The 15,273-nt window shown below is 63.6% G+C and carries 12 protein-coding genes; 3 read left to right on the forward strand and 9 right to left on the reverse strand.

Features of this window, described 5'->3' with window-relative positions; all coding sequences use genetic code 11:
- Nucleotides 1-49: 49 nt before the first annotated feature.
- From EG19_RS12310 to EG19_RS03760, 5 genes are all read right to left on the reverse strand, one after another.
- Nucleotides 50-736, reverse strand: a complete 687-nt coding sequence (locus tag EG19_RS12310; protein ID WP_053334839.1) for a lytic transglycosylase domain-containing protein — start codon at nt 734-736, stop codon at nt 50-52.
- Nucleotides 733-3,384, reverse strand: coding sequence for an alanine--tRNA ligase (gene alaS / locus EG19_RS03745; protein WP_038047649.1), 2,652 nt, complete (start codon nt 3,382-3,384; stop codon nt 733-735). The genes EG19_RS12310 and alaS overlap by 4 nt, the downstream gene beginning before the upstream one ends.
- Nucleotides 3,338-3,850, reverse strand: a complete 513-nt coding sequence (locus EG19_RS03750) for a regulatory protein RecX (RefSeq protein WP_053334840.1) — start codon at nt 3,848-3,850, stop codon at nt 3,338-3,340. Before EG19_RS03750 ends, alaS begins: the two co-directional genes overlap by 47 nt.
- Nucleotides 3,831-5,012, reverse strand: a complete 1,182-nt coding sequence (locus EG19_RS03755) for a type IV pilus twitching motility protein PilT (RefSeq protein ID WP_081799887.1) — start codon at nt 5,010-5,012, stop codon at nt 3,831-3,833. The genes EG19_RS03750 and EG19_RS03755 overlap by 20 nt, the downstream gene beginning before the upstream one ends.
- Nucleotides 5,013-5,095: 83 nt before the next feature.
- Entirely contained in the window at nt 5,096-6,592 is a 1,497-nt protein-coding gene (locus tag EG19_RS03760) for a type IV pilus twitching motility protein PilT (protein ID WP_081799888.1), read from the reverse strand.
- A 50-nt stretch (nt 6,593-6,642) separates the two neighbouring features.
- Between EG19_RS03760 and EG19_RS03765 the strand changes: the two genes are divergently transcribed.
- A complete protein-coding gene (locus EG19_RS03765) occupies nt 6,643-7,701 on the forward strand; it encodes a TolB family protein (RefSeq protein ID WP_038047652.1) in 1,059 nt (352 codons plus the stop codon).
- A gap of 10 nt (nt 7,702-7,711) precedes the next feature.
- Complete coding sequence (locus EG19_RS12315; RefSeq protein ID WP_053334841.1) at nt 7,712-9,946, forward strand: thioredoxin domain-containing protein; 2,235 nt, start codon at nt 7,712-7,714, stop codon at nt 9,944-9,946.
- Here the strand turns inward: EG19_RS12315 and EG19_RS03775 are convergent.
- Both EG19_RS03775 and EG19_RS03780 read right to left on the reverse strand, forming a co-directional pair.
- Nucleotides 9,943-10,488: a hypothetical protein gene (locus tag EG19_RS03775; protein WP_038047655.1), complete on the reverse strand. Its 546-nt coding sequence runs from the start codon at nt 10,486-10,488 to the stop codon at nt 9,943-9,945. The two genes, EG19_RS12315 and EG19_RS03775, sit on opposite strands and share 4 nt — an antisense overlap.
- Entirely contained in the window at nt 10,485-11,138 is a 654-nt protein-coding gene (locus EG19_RS03780) for a lysophospholipid acyltransferase family protein (protein WP_152543896.1), read from the reverse strand. Before EG19_RS03780 ends, EG19_RS03775 begins: the two co-directional genes overlap by 4 nt.
- 78 nt (nt 11,139-11,216) lie before the next feature.
- Between EG19_RS03780 and guaB the strand changes: the two genes are divergently transcribed.
- Nucleotides 11,217-12,686 carry an IMP dehydrogenase gene (gene guaB / locus EG19_RS03785; protein ID WP_038047658.1) on the forward strand — a complete coding sequence of 490 codons (1,470 nt, stop codon included), beginning with the start codon at nt 11,217-11,219 and terminating at the stop codon, nt 12,684-12,686.
- Nucleotides 12,687-12,782: 96 nt separating this feature from the next.
- Here guaB and EG19_RS03790 read toward each other — a convergent pair whose 3' ends face one another.
- Both EG19_RS03790 and EG19_RS03795 read right to left on the reverse strand, forming a co-directional pair.
- A complete protein-coding gene (locus EG19_RS03790; RefSeq protein ID WP_081799889.1) occupies nt 12,783-14,735 on the reverse strand; it encodes a cytochrome c3 family protein in 1,953 nt (650 codons plus the stop codon).
- Nucleotides 14,736-14,808: 73 nt separating this feature from the next.
- The gene (locus EG19_RS03795; RefSeq protein ID WP_053334843.1) at nt 14,809-15,243 is read right to left on the reverse strand and encodes a multiheme c-type cytochrome; all 435 of its coding nucleotides are present in this window, start codon (nt 15,241-15,243) and stop codon (nt 14,809-14,811) included.
- Between the last annotated feature and the right edge of the window lie 30 nt (nt 15,244-15,273).

The raw sequence follows: 15,273 nt of genomic DNA on the forward strand, positions 1-15,273 counted from the left end.
GAGCGCGGGTTCCACGTTTGCTCGGAAACCGCACGGAAGGCGGTAGCCGCTAGTAAACGCTGAGCCGGCGGGCGATGGGGGCTTCGCCGCTGCGGGGGGAGTTGGTCAAAAGCGGGCGGTTGCCATCTTGAACGAGCGTCACCGGTCGGGAGCTTCTGGTGGGGCGGCCAAAACCGCCGGAAAGGATGGGCGTGGCACCGCCTCCCCGGTAAGCGGAAAGAATCGAGCTGACGTACTGCTGGGTTTCCGCGTAAGGGGGCACGCCACCGTGTTTTTCCACGGCTTTCGGGCCGGCGTTGTAAGCCGCCAGCGCTTTGGCCAGGTCAAAGCCAAAGCGCTCCAAAAGGTCCCGGAGGTAGCGCACCCCGCCCCGCAGGTTTTCCTCCACGTCAAAGAGGTTGCTCACCCCGTAAAGCGCGGCAGTTTGCGGCATGAGCTGCATAACGCCCTTGGCCCCTTTGGGGCTTACCGCTTTCGGGTTGTAGCCGGATTCCAGGCGGATCACCAGGTCCACCAGGTGAGGGTCCAAACCGTGGGCCTTGGCCACCTCTTCCACCAAAGGCCAAAGCGCTCCCCGCCGGGAACCCCCATCCGGCAGACGAAAGGCCACGCTGGGACCAGGGATATTGACGATTTTCACCCCACCATCGGGTTTTTGCACCAAAAACACGTTGCCCGCCTGCACCGGCAGCGCCAGCGGCACGGTCACCAGCGCGGCACAAAGGAACGTCCTCACGGTGCCAAAAGCTCCTTAACCACCTGGGGGGCGGCCTCCAGCGCTTGCGGCAGCTTTTCCGGGTGCTTACCGCCAGCCTGCGCCATGGTGGGCTTGCCACCGCCCCGGGCATCCATGATGGCAGCCAGACGCTTGGCCACTTCCGCAGCGCTAATGCGAGACGCCACGTCCTGGGTCACCGAAACCAGAAGCGTTGCTGCGTCTTCTTCCGCCATGCCCACCACCACGATCCCGCTTACCAGCTTATCACGCAAGCGGTCGGCCAATTCCCGCAGGGCTTTGGCGTCCATGGGGGGAGCTTCCCGCACCACCAGCTTGACGCCGGAGATTTCGTGCACGTGGTCTTCTTCGGCCCCGCCACCGGTGGCCAAACGGAGCTTGAGGTCCTTCACCTGGTTGGTGAGCTCCCACACCTTGCGTTCCAGGTTGTCCCAGGCTTCGGGGAGCTTTTCCGCGGGCACGTTGGCCTTGGCCGAAAGCTCGCGCAACCACCGGAACTGCTGCTGGAAAAACTCCACCGCCCCCCGGCCGGTAAGCGCCTCAATGCGGCGCACACCAGCGGCAATGCCCCTCTCGCTGACGATCTTGAACACACCAATATCGCCGGTACGGCGCACGTGGCAGCCGCCGCAAAGCTCCCGGGACACCGTCCCCCCACCCACCGAAACCACCCGCACCACCTCACCGTACTTTTCGCCAAAAAGCGCCATGGCGCCGGCGGCTTTGGCTTCCTCCAGACTCATGTACGCCCACTCCACCGGGAAGTTGGCGCGGATGTTGGCGTTGACCAGCGTCTCGATGGCCTCAATTTGCTCCAGGGTTAAGGGCTCCCGCCAGGAAAAATCAAAACGCAAGCGGTCGGGAGCCACCAGCGAGCCGGCCTGTTGCGCGGTGGGGCCCAAAATTCGCTGCAACGCCGCATGCAAGAGGTGGGTGGCCGTGTGGTTGGCCTGGGTGTCCAGACGTTTGCCCCGGTGCACCTCCGCCCGCAGCTTCTGCCCCCGCCGGAGGCTGCCTTCCTCCACCACCACCCGGTGGACGATGAGCCCAGCCACCGGTTTTTGCGTGTCTTCCACCCGTGCTTTGCCGCCCTTCCACACCAGCACGCCCTGGTCCCCCACCTGACCACCGGCTTCCGCGTAAAACGGCGTGCGGTCGAGCACCACCTCGCCGCTGCCGGTGAGGATGTCCACCTCCCCGGAGCTGCCCAAAAGCGCCACCACCGTGGCCCCTTCCAGCTCCAGCTGCTCGTAGCCCACAAACTCGGAGCTCACGCCGCGCTCCACCAACAGCTCGTACTCCTCGCGGGTGCGGGCCAAAAGCTCGCCCTTCCAGCTTTCCTGGCCAGCGCGCCGGACCTCCTCCAGACGGGTGTCAAAACCCTCCCGGTCCAGCCGCAGCCCCTCCTCCTGGGCAAATTCCTCCAGCACCTCCAGCGGAAGACCGTAGGTTTCGTAAAAGCGGAAGGCCACATCTCCAGGCATCACCGTGGCTCCGGCTCGCTTCAAGCGCTCCAGCTCCCGCCCCACCACATCGGTGCCCACGTTGAGGGTGCGGGCAAACCTTTCCTCTTCGGTGCGCAAAAGCTCGGTGACCACCGGCAAGCGCTCGCGCACCTCGGGGTAGACATCCCCGAGGCTGTCCACCACCGCCGGCACCACGTCCACCAGGAAAACGCCGTCAAACCCCAGCCGTCGGCCGTAGCGCAGGGCCCGACGGATGATGCGGCGCAGCACGTAGCCCCGCCCTTCGTTGGAGGGCACCACGCCGTCGGCCAGCAACATGGTGACGGCGCGGGCGTGATCGGCAATGACCCGGAACGCCGGACCCAGCTCTGAGTCCTTTTCGTACCGGCGCTGGGCGAGCTCCTCTACCCGCGCCAAGATAGGGGTAAAGAGGTCGGTGTCGTAGTTGCTGCTCACCCCTTGGAGCACCGCGGCAAGCCGCTCCAGCCCGGCTCCCGTGTCCACACAGGGCTTGGGCAGCGGGTAGAGGTGGCCCTGGGCGTCCCTTTCGTACTGCATGAACACCAGGTTCCAAATTTCCAGGGTGACATCGCCCGGCCCGTTCACCAAATCGGCGGTGTTTTGACGCAAATCCTCACCCTGGTAGTAGTGGATTTCGGTACAGGGGCCACAAGGGCCGGTTTCCCCCATGGCCCAGAAGTTATCTTTTTCCCCAAAGCGCAGGATGCGCTCCCGCGGGGCACCCACTTTTTCCCAGAGCTTTGCCGATTCGTCGTCTTCGGTGTAAACGGTAAACCACAAGCGCTCCACCGGCAAACCGTAAACTTCGGTGAGCAACTCCCAGGCAAAGGCGATGGCTTCTTCTTTGAAGTAATCACCGAAGGAAAAGTTGCCGAGCATTTCAAAAAACGTGTGGTGGCGGCCGGTGTACCCCACGTTATCCAAATCGTTATGCTTGCCGCCAGCACGCACGCACTTTTGGCAGGAAGTCGCTCGGGTGTAAGGTCGCACCTCCCGCCCGAGGAAAACGTCTTTGAACTGGTTCATGCCGGCGTTGGTGAACAAAAGCGTGGTATCGCCAGCAGGAATGAGCGAAGAGGAAGGCACCACCTGGTGGCCTTTTTTGGCAAAAAAATCAAGAAACGTCTTCCGGATTTCCCGGCTCGACCAAAGCTTCTTCATCCAGCTCCCCTCCCAGGAACTCGGTAGCCCGCAGGGCGGCGGCAAGCCCGAACCCTCGGCCAAGCAAATACCGTACCACCTTCTGCCGGCGGAGGGAAGCTTCTTCCCCTTCATAGCGGCGAAGCGCCTTTTCCAAAGCCCTGGACAACGCCCCGTCCTCATCTTCCGGGGCAAGCTCCGCAAGCACCCGCTCGCTGACCTTGACGTCTATCCCCCGCTGCCGCAGGGCAACGCGCAAAGCCCACCGGCCATGGCCGGTTTGCAACTTCGAGCGCACCACCATCCGTGCCAGCTCCAAATCCGAAACAAGCCCCGCCCGGCGAAGACGAGACAGCTCCTGCTCCACTTCCTTGCTCCCGAAGCCGCGCTTCAATAGCTTTTTACGCAGCTCATCCTCGCTCAACGCCCGGCGGTTGAGCAGCTCCAAGGCCACCGTGTGGGCGGTCTTAGCCTTCTTTGGGCCCACCGAACTCGAAGGGACTACCCATGGCAAACGGGTCTTCCGTCACACCGGTTTCCAGGGTGGACTCCATTTCCTCCCGCGACATGTCGGCGGTGGACTGGATCCCCTGGATGCGCAGTCGCAGCTCGTCGGGGTTGGTGGCGCGCCGCAGCGCTTCTTCCAGGGTGATGAGGCCCTGCTTGTAAAGGGCGTAAAGCGACTGGTCGAAGGTTTGCATGCCGTACTGGGAGGTGCCAGCGGCAATGGCGTCGCGGATGAGCTTGGTTTTCTCCTTTTGCTCGATGCAGTCGCGGATGTAGGCCGTGGAAATCAGCACCTCCACCGCCGGCACCCGCCCCAGGCCATCGGCCCGGGGCAGCAGGCGCATGGAAATGATGGCCTTCAAAACCGCCGCCAGTTGGATGCGGATTTGTTTCTGCTGGTGGGGTGGAAAAACCGCAATGATGCGGTTGATGGTTTCGGTGGCGTCCAGGGTGTGCAGGGTGGAAAAAACCAAGTGCCCGGTTTCCGCAGCCAAAAGCGCGGTTTCGATGGTTTCGAAGTCGCGCATTTCCCCCACCAGGATCACGTCCGGGTCCTGACGCAGGGCCGAGCGCAGGGCTACCGCGAAGCTGCGAGTATCCACGTCCACTTCCCGCTGGTTGACGATGGATTTTTTGTCCCGGTGCAAAAACTCAATGGGGTCCTCGATGGTCACGATGTGGACGTTGCGGGTGGAGTTGATGTAGTCAATCATGGCGGCCAGAGTGGTGGACTTACCGGAACCGGTGGTCCCCGTGACCAGCACCAGCCCCCGTTCCTCGGAGGCAATGCGCTCCAGCACCGGTGGCAGCAAGAGCTCGCGGATGGTGAGGATGCGCGCGGGGATCAGGCGCAGCACCAGCCCCACAGACCCCCGCTGCTGGAAGATGTTGCAGCGAAAACGCCCCAGCCCCGGAACCGAGTAGGCAATGTCAATTTCCAAAAACTGCTTGAACTTTTCCTTTTGCTGGGAGGACATCATGGAAAAGGCCATGGCAATGGTGTCCTCCTGCATCAACCGCTTGAACTCCACCAGCGGCACCAGTTGCCCGTCCACCCGGATGATGGGGTGGGACCCCACCTTCAGGTGCACGTCCGAAGCCTTGCGTTCCGTCGCCACCTTCAAGATGTCGTTAATGTGCATCTCGCCCTCCCGCGCCGGCTCTCCCCCATAGGGTAAACCCTCCCCGCCCCTCCGTCAAAGACCCCAACCGGCGAGGCTTCTCTTTACGCCGGGGAGGCACTTCCCGGGGCAGGAGACTTGAGCAAGCTGCGCAGCCCCTCTTTGTCCTGGCTTTTGGCCAGCGCTTCCTCCAGTTCCACCACGCCGCTTCGCACCAGCTCCGCCAGGTGGTCGTTCAAAAGCCGCATGCCCAGGCGCTTATGGGTTTGCATGATGGAGGGGATCTGGAAGGTCTTGCCCTCGCGGATGAGGTTGGAGACCGCCGGCGTGCCCAGCAGGATCTCGTAGGCGGCCACCCGCCCTCCCCCTTTGCGCTTCAGGAGGATTTGCGCGATGACGCCTTTCAAAGAGTCGGCCAGCATCATGCGAATTTGCTCCTGGCGGTCAGCGGGGAACTGGTCAATGATGCGGTCCACGGTGGAAACGGCGGTGGTGGTGTGCAGGGTGCCGAAAACCAAATGGCCGGTTTCGGCGGTTTCAATGGCAATGGCCACCGTTTCCAGGTCGCGCATTTCCCCCACCAGCACGATGTCCGGGTCCTCGCGCAGCGCCGCCCGAAGGGCCTTTTTGAAGGATTCGGTGTGGGAAAAGACCTCCCGCTGGTTGATCAAGCAGCGCTTGTTATCGTGAACAAACTCAATGGGGTCTTCGATGGTGATGATGTGGTCCTGGCGGTTTTCGTTGATGTAGTCCACCATGGCCGCCAGCGTGGTGGACTTTCCGGAGCCGGTGGGCCCGGTGACCAGCACCAATCCTTTGGAAAGCATGCACAGGTTTTTCACGCAGTCGGGCAGCCCCAGCTCTTCCAAGGTCATGATGCGGTGGGGGATTTGCCGGAACACCGCGCCCACGCCCCGGCGGTCGCGAAACACGTTCACCCGAAAGCGGGCCAGCCCAGGGATCTCGTAGGCGAAGTCCGTGTCGTTGGTTTCCCGGAACTCCTGGCGGTTCTTGGCCGGGGCAATTTCATCGCACATCAACAGGATGTGCTCGGAGGTGAGCACCAGGTTCACCCCCGGCAACGGCACCATGTCGCCGTGGAGCCGCATCATGGGCACCACCCCGGAGGAAAGGTGCAGGTCGCTACCACCCAGCTCCACCAGCGTGGCCAGGAGCTTGTCCAGCGGCCGCTGCAGCTCCTCGGGGGCTTTGGGCTTGGCGGGTGCCCCGGGCTGGACCACCGGCGGCGGTGCGACCGTGGCTACCTCCTGCCCACCCCCGCGCTCCGGCTCGGGAGAAGCCAGGAAGTCCACCACCACCTTCACCGCACCGGCTACCCTTTGGGCGTAAGCCTTGCGCGGCTTCCCGCCCACCTGCACCGAAAAGGACACCTCCTCCCCCAGCTCGAAGGTAATGAGCTTGTGAGGGGGGACCACGGTGTCCAAAAACGCTTCCAGCTCCTCGTTGCTGAACGGCCGTTGCCCCCGGCTGGCCTTACCACCGGACCACAGGAGCGGAGGGTTGCCGCCCGTGAGCTCCAGCCTTTCCCCTTTACTTGCTGCCACCTCGAGTAACTGCGCCACCAGGGATTGATCGCCCATGCCCCCATGTTACCTTTGGCGGGCTGGGCAAGACCAGCGGCGGAGGAGCCATGCGGCGTTTAGTCCTCGTTTCCCTTTTAATCGCTGCCTGCGTTGCACCCAAGTCGCAGCTGCGCCACGACGTGTTTTTTGCCAGCCGTCCTGGGGATCCCCGGGAACGGCACCTGGCCAACCTGCGGCAGCTCACCCGGGGTGGTGAAAACGCCGAAGCGTACTTTTCCTTTGACGGTGGCCGCCTGATCTTTCAGTCCACCCGCCCACCCTTTGCCTGCGACCAAATCTTCACCATGGACTTGCAGGGGAAAAACCTCCAGCTGCTTTCCACCGGCAAGGGGCGAACCACATGTGCGTACTTTTACCCCGACAACCGCCACTTCATTTACGCTTCCACCCACGAGCAAAACCCCCAGTGCCCACCGCGCCCCTCCGCGGCCGGGGGCTACGTGTGGTCCCTGGATCCCAATTACGACATTTACCTCGCCTCTCTGGACGACCTCACCCCCCGCCCGCTCACCCGCACCCCAGGTTACGACGCCGAAGCCACGGTGTCGCCCAAAGGGAACCGCATCGTGTTCACTTCGGTACGGGATGGCGATGTGGAGCTTTACACCATGAACTTAGACGGCTCCGACGTGCGCCGCATCACCCATGAGCTGGGTTACGACGGCGGGGCGTTCTTTTCACCCGATGGCTCCATGCTGGTCTGGCGGGCCTCCCGGCCGGCTCCCGGGAAGGAAACCGAGGAGTACCTCGCGCTTTTGGCCCAGGGGTTGGTGCGCCCCAGCCGCCTGGAGATTTACGTGGCCAGCGCCGACGGCACCAACGTCCGCCGCCTCACCCACAACGGCGCTGCCAACTTTGCTCCAGCCTGGCACCCCTCAGGGAAGAAAATCATCTTTGTTTCCAACCTTCACGACCCGAAAAGCCGCAACTTCGATTTGTACCTCATGAACCTCGACGGCACCGGCCTGGAACGGGTCACCTACTTCGAAGACTTTGACGGCTTCCCCATGTTTTCCCCCGACGGCAAGACGCTGGTGTTTTGCTCCAACCGCTACAACACCAAGCCCGGGGAAACCAACGTGTTCCTGGCGGATTGGGTAGACTAGTGGCAAAGCCATGAGGCCCCGGAGAGCAAACCGCCTGGCGGCAGCCGAAAGCCCGTACCTGCGGCAACACGGCTACGACCCGGTGGATTGGTACCCCTGGGGCCAGGAAGCTTTCCAGAAGGCTAAAACGGAAGACAAACCCATCTTCCTCTCCATCGGTTACGCCACCTGCCACTGGTGCCACGTCATGGCCCGGGAAAGCTTCGCCGATCCCGAGGTGGCAAGCTTCCTCAACCGGCACTTTGTGGCCATCAAGGTGGACCGCCAGGAGTTCCCGCAGGTGGACGAGGTGTACATGCGGGCAGCGTTGGCTCTGGGGGGGCACGGCGGCTGGCCCCTGTCGGTGTTCTGCACCCCCGAAGGGTTGCCCTTTTTTGCCGGCACGTACTTTCCCCCCAAACCCCGGGGCGGGCTCCCGTCCTTCCGGCAGGTGCTGGAAAGCGTGGTGGCCTTCTGGCAATCAAAACGCTCTGAACTGGAAGAACAGCGGGAGGGGTTGCTTTCCCTGCTGGTTCCCCCTTCCCCGGCGCCCGGAAACCTCGACCTTGCAGCCTTGAAGGGCGAAGCCTTGGCCCGTCTGGAAGCGGAGTTCGATGAAGAAAACGGCGGGTTTGGGGGAGCCCCAAAGTTTCCGCTGCCGGCCCAGTTGGGCTTCCTCCTGCACCTCGCCCGCCAGGGCAACGCCAAAGCCCAGCTCATGCTCACCAGGAGCCTGGAAGGCATGGCACAGGGAGGCATCCGCGACGCGCTCTTCGGGGGCTTTCACCGCTATTCCACGGACGAACGCTGGTTCATCCCCCACTACGAAAAGATGCTCCCGGACAACGCCCTCCTTGCCCAGCTTTACCTGGAAGCGGGCCACCTCTTTCGGGTTACCCGCTGGCGGGAGGTGGGAAGGAAAACCTTGCATTTCTTGAGGTCCCTCTTTCGCCAAGAGGAAAGCCTCATGGCCTGGGCACCGGTGGATTTGTCGGGGATCCCCCACCCGTTTTTCGTTGCCGGCTGGGACGCCGACACCCACGGGGAGGAAGGAAAAACCTTCACCTTTTCCCTTGCGGAGCTTGCCGAAGCTTTAACCCCGGAGCAGCTTGAGCTCCTCCAAAAGCTCAGCCCCTTCCCCTGGAGCCATTCCCCCCGACCCCTGGCCTTGCCTCCCCTGGATGCGGAGGTAGCCCGGGAGCTTCGCTTGCCCTGGCCGGTAGCAAAAAAGGAACTTACCAAGGCCTTGGCGCGGCTCAAGCGCCTCGCCCAGGGCAAGGGGCTGCCGGCGGTGGACAGGCAAGCGGTAAGTGCCTGGAACGCCATGGCGGTTTGGGCCTTCTGCCGCTTCCTGCAACAGCAAAAACCGGGGCGAGCGCTGCTTTTCCCCGTGGACACAATGCTTTTCGTTCCCCTGGAAGATAACGACGACGAGGAGCTCTCGGGGGTTCCCTCGCCAGACCGGGCCTGGTCGGCGTCAGTGGCCTTCGCCCGCTACATCAGCCGGGATACCTACCTGCTTTCCGCCGCCGAAGCGCTCTGGCAGTTTCGCTGGCCCAAGCCCGGAAGCATCCCCAGGACCATCGTCAAAGGGTGCCCCCACAGCCCCGAAACCCTGGAAGACCTGGCCTGGGCTGCCTGGGCCTTTTTGGAGGTCTTCCTCACCACCGGTGCAAGCTTTTGGCTGTCTCGGGTGGCGAGGCTGCTGGAGAGGAGGGTCCCCCACTACCGCGGTGCTCAGGGAGAGCTCTTCACCACGCCCGATGACCAATCGGTGTTCCCCATCCGTCAGCGAAACCCTTACGACGGGGCCCACCCCAACCCGGGAGCGGTGCTGTGCCGCACGCTCTACCGGCTTTTCTGGCTCACCGGCAACGAAACCTTCCGCACCTGGGCCGATGAGGCTCTGGCCGCCGAGGCTCAGTTTGTGGCGGCAAGCCCCCATAACGCCACCAGCTGGCTTCTGGCTGCCGAAGAGGGGCAAAAGACCTCGGTGCTGGTGGTGGCGGGCTCTCCGCGGTGGGCCAGCACCCAGGCCCTCATCCGTACTGCCCACCGTCACCCCCACAAACCCCACATGGTGGTCTTTCTGGACCAGTGGCCGCCCACCAGGCACGAGCTTTTCTGGCTTCCAGTTTTCCAAGACCGCCCCGCTGCCGGCAAGGAACAAGCGCAGGCTTACCTCTGTCGGGGGAGCGAGTGCTTTCCCCCGGTTTCCAGCCCCGGGGAGCTCCGGCGCCTCCTCACCGAAACCGCCGGGACCTAAGGCCCTCTTAACGCCGCCCTCACACCGGAAAGAAGCGGCCGGCGCTCCCCCCGCGGCAACACCCAGTGGCCGGAAAAGCGATAGCTCTTTCGCCCAAACTGGGGGTCAAGGTAAAGCGCCTGCCCCGCCAAACCTGAAGCCACCAGCAACTGCAGAGCCTGGCATGACACCTCTGGGCTGCGGGAGGGATCCACAGCTTGGGCCAGGAAAACCCCGGGGGGCAAAAGCAACCAAAGCTGGGGGAAGGTGTGGGTGGGGTTTTCCACGGTGCTGGTCAGGAAACGCTGGGCAATGAGGTCCTTCCGGGGTGCGTAGCTCACCAACACCGGTTCCTCTTCCGGCAAGAGCCCCACAAAACCCACCGCGCCAGCACTCCTCTGCCAAAAAAGCCCAAAAAAACCAGCAAGTCTGCGAGCCACTGAGGCCAGCTCCCGGTAGGGGACCTGGAGCTCAAAGCCAAACCAGCACAAAAGGTCGGAAACGCCGTGGGTTTGCACTCTTGCCGCCAAAGCCTGCTTTCCAAAGGGCCAAAGCGGGGTCACGGCGTCACCTCGGGCCAAAGGGCAACACCCAGAAGCTCGCGGTCGAGCCTGGAGGTCAGGGCATCAATGGCCTCCCCCACCTTTTGGCATGCGGCTTCCATGTCTTCTGGCAAATCGCCGGGAAACAGTGGCGGACCGTAGCCAACCACCACCCGCGCCGCCACCTTGGGCACCACCATTCGGTCCCAGCTGGCCAACAGCCGCACCCGGCTGGCGGTGAAGCTGGCGGGCACAATGGGAACCCCCAACCACCGGGCGGCCGCCACCACCCCCGGTTTCACCTTTCGCCACGGCCCTTTGGGGCCGTCCACGGTAAGCCCCGCCAGCGGTGCCCCTGCCTGCAAGGCACGCTTCAACGCCCGCAGGGCCTGGGAGCCGCCGCGGCTGGCCGAGCCCCGCACCGCCCGGCACCCCAACGCCGCCACCGCTCCCGCAGCCAAAGCCCCGTCGGTGGACAGCGAAGCCATGGTCACCATGCCGGAGCCGGTTTGGTGAAGAAGTACCCCCAGGAGCCTTCCGTGCCAGACCGCCAAAATGCAGGGTTGGGGCAGTGGTCCCGGGGTCACCACCTGCCACCGGAGGAACCGCCGGTAAACCCGCAAGGCGGCGCCCAACACCCACCCCGCTCGGTACGCCCCGCGTTCACCCACGGCGCTATTGTGGCACCGGCGGCGCCGAGGCAGCTACACCCGGTTCTCCGAAAGCGAATTTTGAGGTTAGAATCTGCCATGGTGGTCAACGAGATTCCTCTGGCCTTGACATTTGACGACGTGCTTTTGCTCCCTGCCCGCTCGGCGGTGCACCCGGCGGAGGTGGACGTTTCCTCCCGGCTTACCCGCGACATCGTTTTGCGTGTCCCCATCCTTTCCGCAGCCATGGACACCGTCACCGAAGCGCGCATGGCCATTGCCATGGCCCAGCACGGCGGCATCGGGGTAATCCACCGCAACATGAGCATTGACCGGCAAGCGGAAGAGGTGGACATGGTCAAGCGCTCGGAGTCGGGGATGATCGTGGACCCCGTCACCATCCGCCCCGACCAGCTGGTGCGCGAAGCTCTAGCGCTTATGGCTCGCTACCGCATTTCCGGCTTGCCGGTGGTGGACGAGCAGGGCCAGCTGAAGGGCATCCTCACCAACCGGGACCTGCGCTTTTGCACTGACGAAGACCGGCCCATTTCCGACTTCATGACCAAGGAAAACCTCATCACCGCTCCGGTGGGCACCACCCTGGAGCAAGCCAAAGCCATCCTCCACAAGCACCGCATCGAAAAGCTGCTGGTGGTGGACAGCGAGGGCAACCTCAAGGGCCTCATTACCGTGAAGGACATCAAGAAGGCCCAGGAGTACCCCCACGCCTGCAAGGACTCCATGGGACGTTTGCGGGTCGCGGCGGCGGTGGGAGCCGGAAAGGACCTGGCCGATCGCTGCCGGGCGCTGGTTTCGGCACGGGTGGACGTTTTGGTTTTGGACTCCAGCCACGGCCACGCCGAGGCGGTGCTGGCTGCCGCTCGCTGGATCAAGGAGCACTTCCCCGAGGTGCCGCTGGTGGCCGGCAACGTGGCTACCTACGAGGGCGCCCGGGACCTCATTACCCTGGGGGTGGATGCCGTGAAGGTGGGGGTGGGGCCAGGGTCCATCTGCACCACCCGGGTGGTCACCGGCGCCGGTGTTCCGCAAATCACCGCCATCATGGAGTGCGCCCGCGCTTGCCGGGAAGCCGACGTTCCCCTCGTTGCCGACGGCGGCATCAAGTACTCCGGGGACATCACCAAGGCTCTGGCCGCCGGCGCCGACACGGTGATGATTGGCTCGCTCTTTGCCGGTGTGGACGAGTCCCCCGGTGAGCAGATCCTGTACCAGGGTCGAACCTTCAAGGCCTATCGCGGCATGGGCTCGCTGGGGGCCATGCGGGAAGGGGCTGGCGCTCGCGAGCGCTACTTCCAGGAGGAAGAAGAGCTCACCAAGCTGGTGCCCGAGGGCATTGAGGGCATGGTGCCGTACAAGGGACCGCTTTCGGCTCAGCTTTCCCAGCTGGTGGGTGGTCTCAAGGCCGGCATGGGCCTTTGCGGCTGCCGTACCGTGGCCGAACTGCAGCAAAAAGCGCGGTTCGTGCGCATCACCCAGGCGGGGCTGCGGGAATCCCACGCCCACGACGTCATCATCACCAAGGAAGCCCCCAACTATCGGGTCGAGTAGGGGCGACTGGCGGGTCACCCCTGGNNATCAGCCGCCCGCCCCTACAGTTGGTGTTGTTCTGAGAGGCAAAGGCAAGGGGAGGGCCCTGCCAGCGGCCTACCCGTGGCAGGCTCCGCAGAACTCCCCGCTCATGCCCCCAGCGTGGCACTTCTCGCAGGAATCCACACCGTTTTCCCGGGCAAAGGCCGGGTGGGTTTCGGCCCAATCGCCGGGGTGGGGCATGGCCACACCGCCGTGGCAGGCGGTGCACTGGGCTTTGCCCACCGTCACCCGGCCGTGATCCGGCCAAGCGCTGTGGCACGCCACGCAGCGCACCTCCGGGTGGGAGAGGTGCTTGGCGTGGGAAAACCGCACGCCGTCCACCTCCTTGTCGGCCGGAGCGGTGGTGTGACAGGGCTGGCAGGCCTCGGCCCGCTCACCCTTGTGGCAGGTAGCGCACGCCGCCACCCCTACCCGCTCCAGGGTGGCCTTGGCTTGCCGACGAAAACCAGCCGGGTGCGGCATCTCCACCCCACCGTGGCAGCGGGCGCAATCCTCGGGCTTGAGGGTGGTCTTCCCGTGGTCCGAGCGGGGGGTGTGGCAGGCGGTGCACTGCTCCACCGCCCGGGCATGGGGGCCGTGGGGGAACGGCTTGCCGGCAAAGCTCAAAGTTGCCGTGGGAGGCTCCAGGTGGCAAAGCCGGCACTCGTTGGCCTTCATCACCTGGGCCTCGGGCACCCCGGAAACCTCCAGCTTGAGGCCCGCCGCCTTGGCTAGCTTGAGCGCCTCATTTTGCGCTTCCGCCAAAAGCGCCATGGCAAAGCCAATGTTGTGCACGCCGTGGCCAGCCTTCACCTCGTCCACCTTGCCCAGGGCAAGCTTGAGGCTCTCCTGCAGCTCGGCGCGCCCCTTAACGGCGGGTGTTACTGCAGCTAAAGCCCTTTCGGTTTCCGGCAAGCGCTGGGCGAGAAGCGCCCGCCACCCCTGGAGGATCTGGCCGTAGCCGGGGCTATGGCAGGTATCGCAGGATTCCGGCGTGGTGGCCCGCACTTTGCCGCCCTCCGCCAGCTCCCGTTCGCTGGTGTGGCAGCCCACGCAGTGGACGTTCACCTGGTACATGGGGCTGGGCTCAGGGCTGCGGTGGGGCTCCACCGCCGAAGCCCCCACGTAAAGCCGCAGCTGGTTTTCATGGGTCCCCGAGTGGCAGTCCCGGCAGTTAAGGCCTTCCGCCAAGCTCACCTTGCGAATGGAGTGGGTGATTTCGATATGGCATTCGGAGCACTCCACCTTGTGCTTGGTCACGTGGGTGGAATGGACGAGGTCCAAATCCTCGTACTTGGCCAGGCGGTCAGCTTCGTTGTGGCAGGAAAGGCAGTGCTGGCGGGGAACCTCCCCGGTACCACGGGTAATGTCGCCGTGGCACCGCTTGCAGTCCACTTTGTTGGCCAAGATGTGGCGGTGGTCAAAGCGGTTGGCTGGGATTTTGGTGACGTCGTGGCAGGTCTGGCAGCGAGAAAGGTCCTGCTGCCAAGACACGCTCTTAAAGTGGCACAGGAAGCAGGTGGAGGGAGTCACCGTAAGGTGCTGTCCTTGCACGATTTGAGCGTGGCAGGAGGTACAGCGCAGTTGCTTGCCGCGCTTGAGATCCTTGAGGTGATGGGAGTGGTCAAAGCGAATGGTGCCGTCGGGGCCAAAGGGCACCGTGCCGGCTAAAAGCCGGGTCTCATGGCAACCGGAACGCAAGCACGCCGCATCTTCCACCTCCGCCCAGGGTTTGGTGCCGTAGGTCTTGGTCACGTATTGCACCACCTGCGAGATCGCAACGATTTTCGCGCGAATAACCGACTTGAAACCGGGAGGGTAATGGCACTTGAGGCAGCTCACCTGGTTGTGGGAAGATTGCTGCCAGGACTGGTAGTAAGGCTCCATGTAGTGGCAGGTAACGCAGAACTGTGGCCGCTGGGTGTATTCCAAAAACCCGAAAAACACCGCAGCCAGGACCGCGACAGCGATTGCAATAATTTGCAATCGTTTGGCCCAACTCATTTTACGCAAGGTTCCTTCGGCCATGCTCCCCCCGCCGGAAAATCTTTTTTTGCGTTTTCAACAAAAAAGGGGCCGGAACCGGCCCCCCGTTTCGCCACTACTTCTTGTGGGCGTGCACCAGCTCGCGGTCAAACTTCACCGGCTTGTGGTGGTCCTTCCCATCGTGGCAGCTGTTGCAGGTTTCCTGAGTGGGAATGATGAGGCCGTTGGCAACGGCCTTTTCCCGGTCCTTCATGATGGACATGGTCTTGTAATCCGAACCCGGGCCGTGGCACGCCTCGCACTGCACACCCGAAAGCGCCTCGTCCTTGTTGGTGGCGTGGCAAGAAAGGCAGGACGCATCAAACTTCCACTTGGTGCTGGCCTTAGCGGTTTCCGTGGCTTTGGCATGCCTGGTGGTAAGCCACGAATCGTACTGCAGCTTGTGGCACATTTTGCACTTCTCCGCCCCAATGTAGCTGTGCTGCGCGTTGCTCGAGCCCACCGCTGCTAACAAAAAAGCACCCGCAACCAGTCCGTAGCTTGCTTTCATCTCCGTTCCTCCCTGCGGGGCCACCCCCCG

Source organism: Thermoanaerobaculum aquaticum, from assembly GCF_000687145.1.
In the GTDB taxonomy this organism is placed as follows: Bacteria; Acidobacteriota; Thermoanaerobaculia; order Thermoanaerobaculales; family Thermoanaerobaculaceae; genus Thermoanaerobaculum; species Thermoanaerobaculum aquaticum.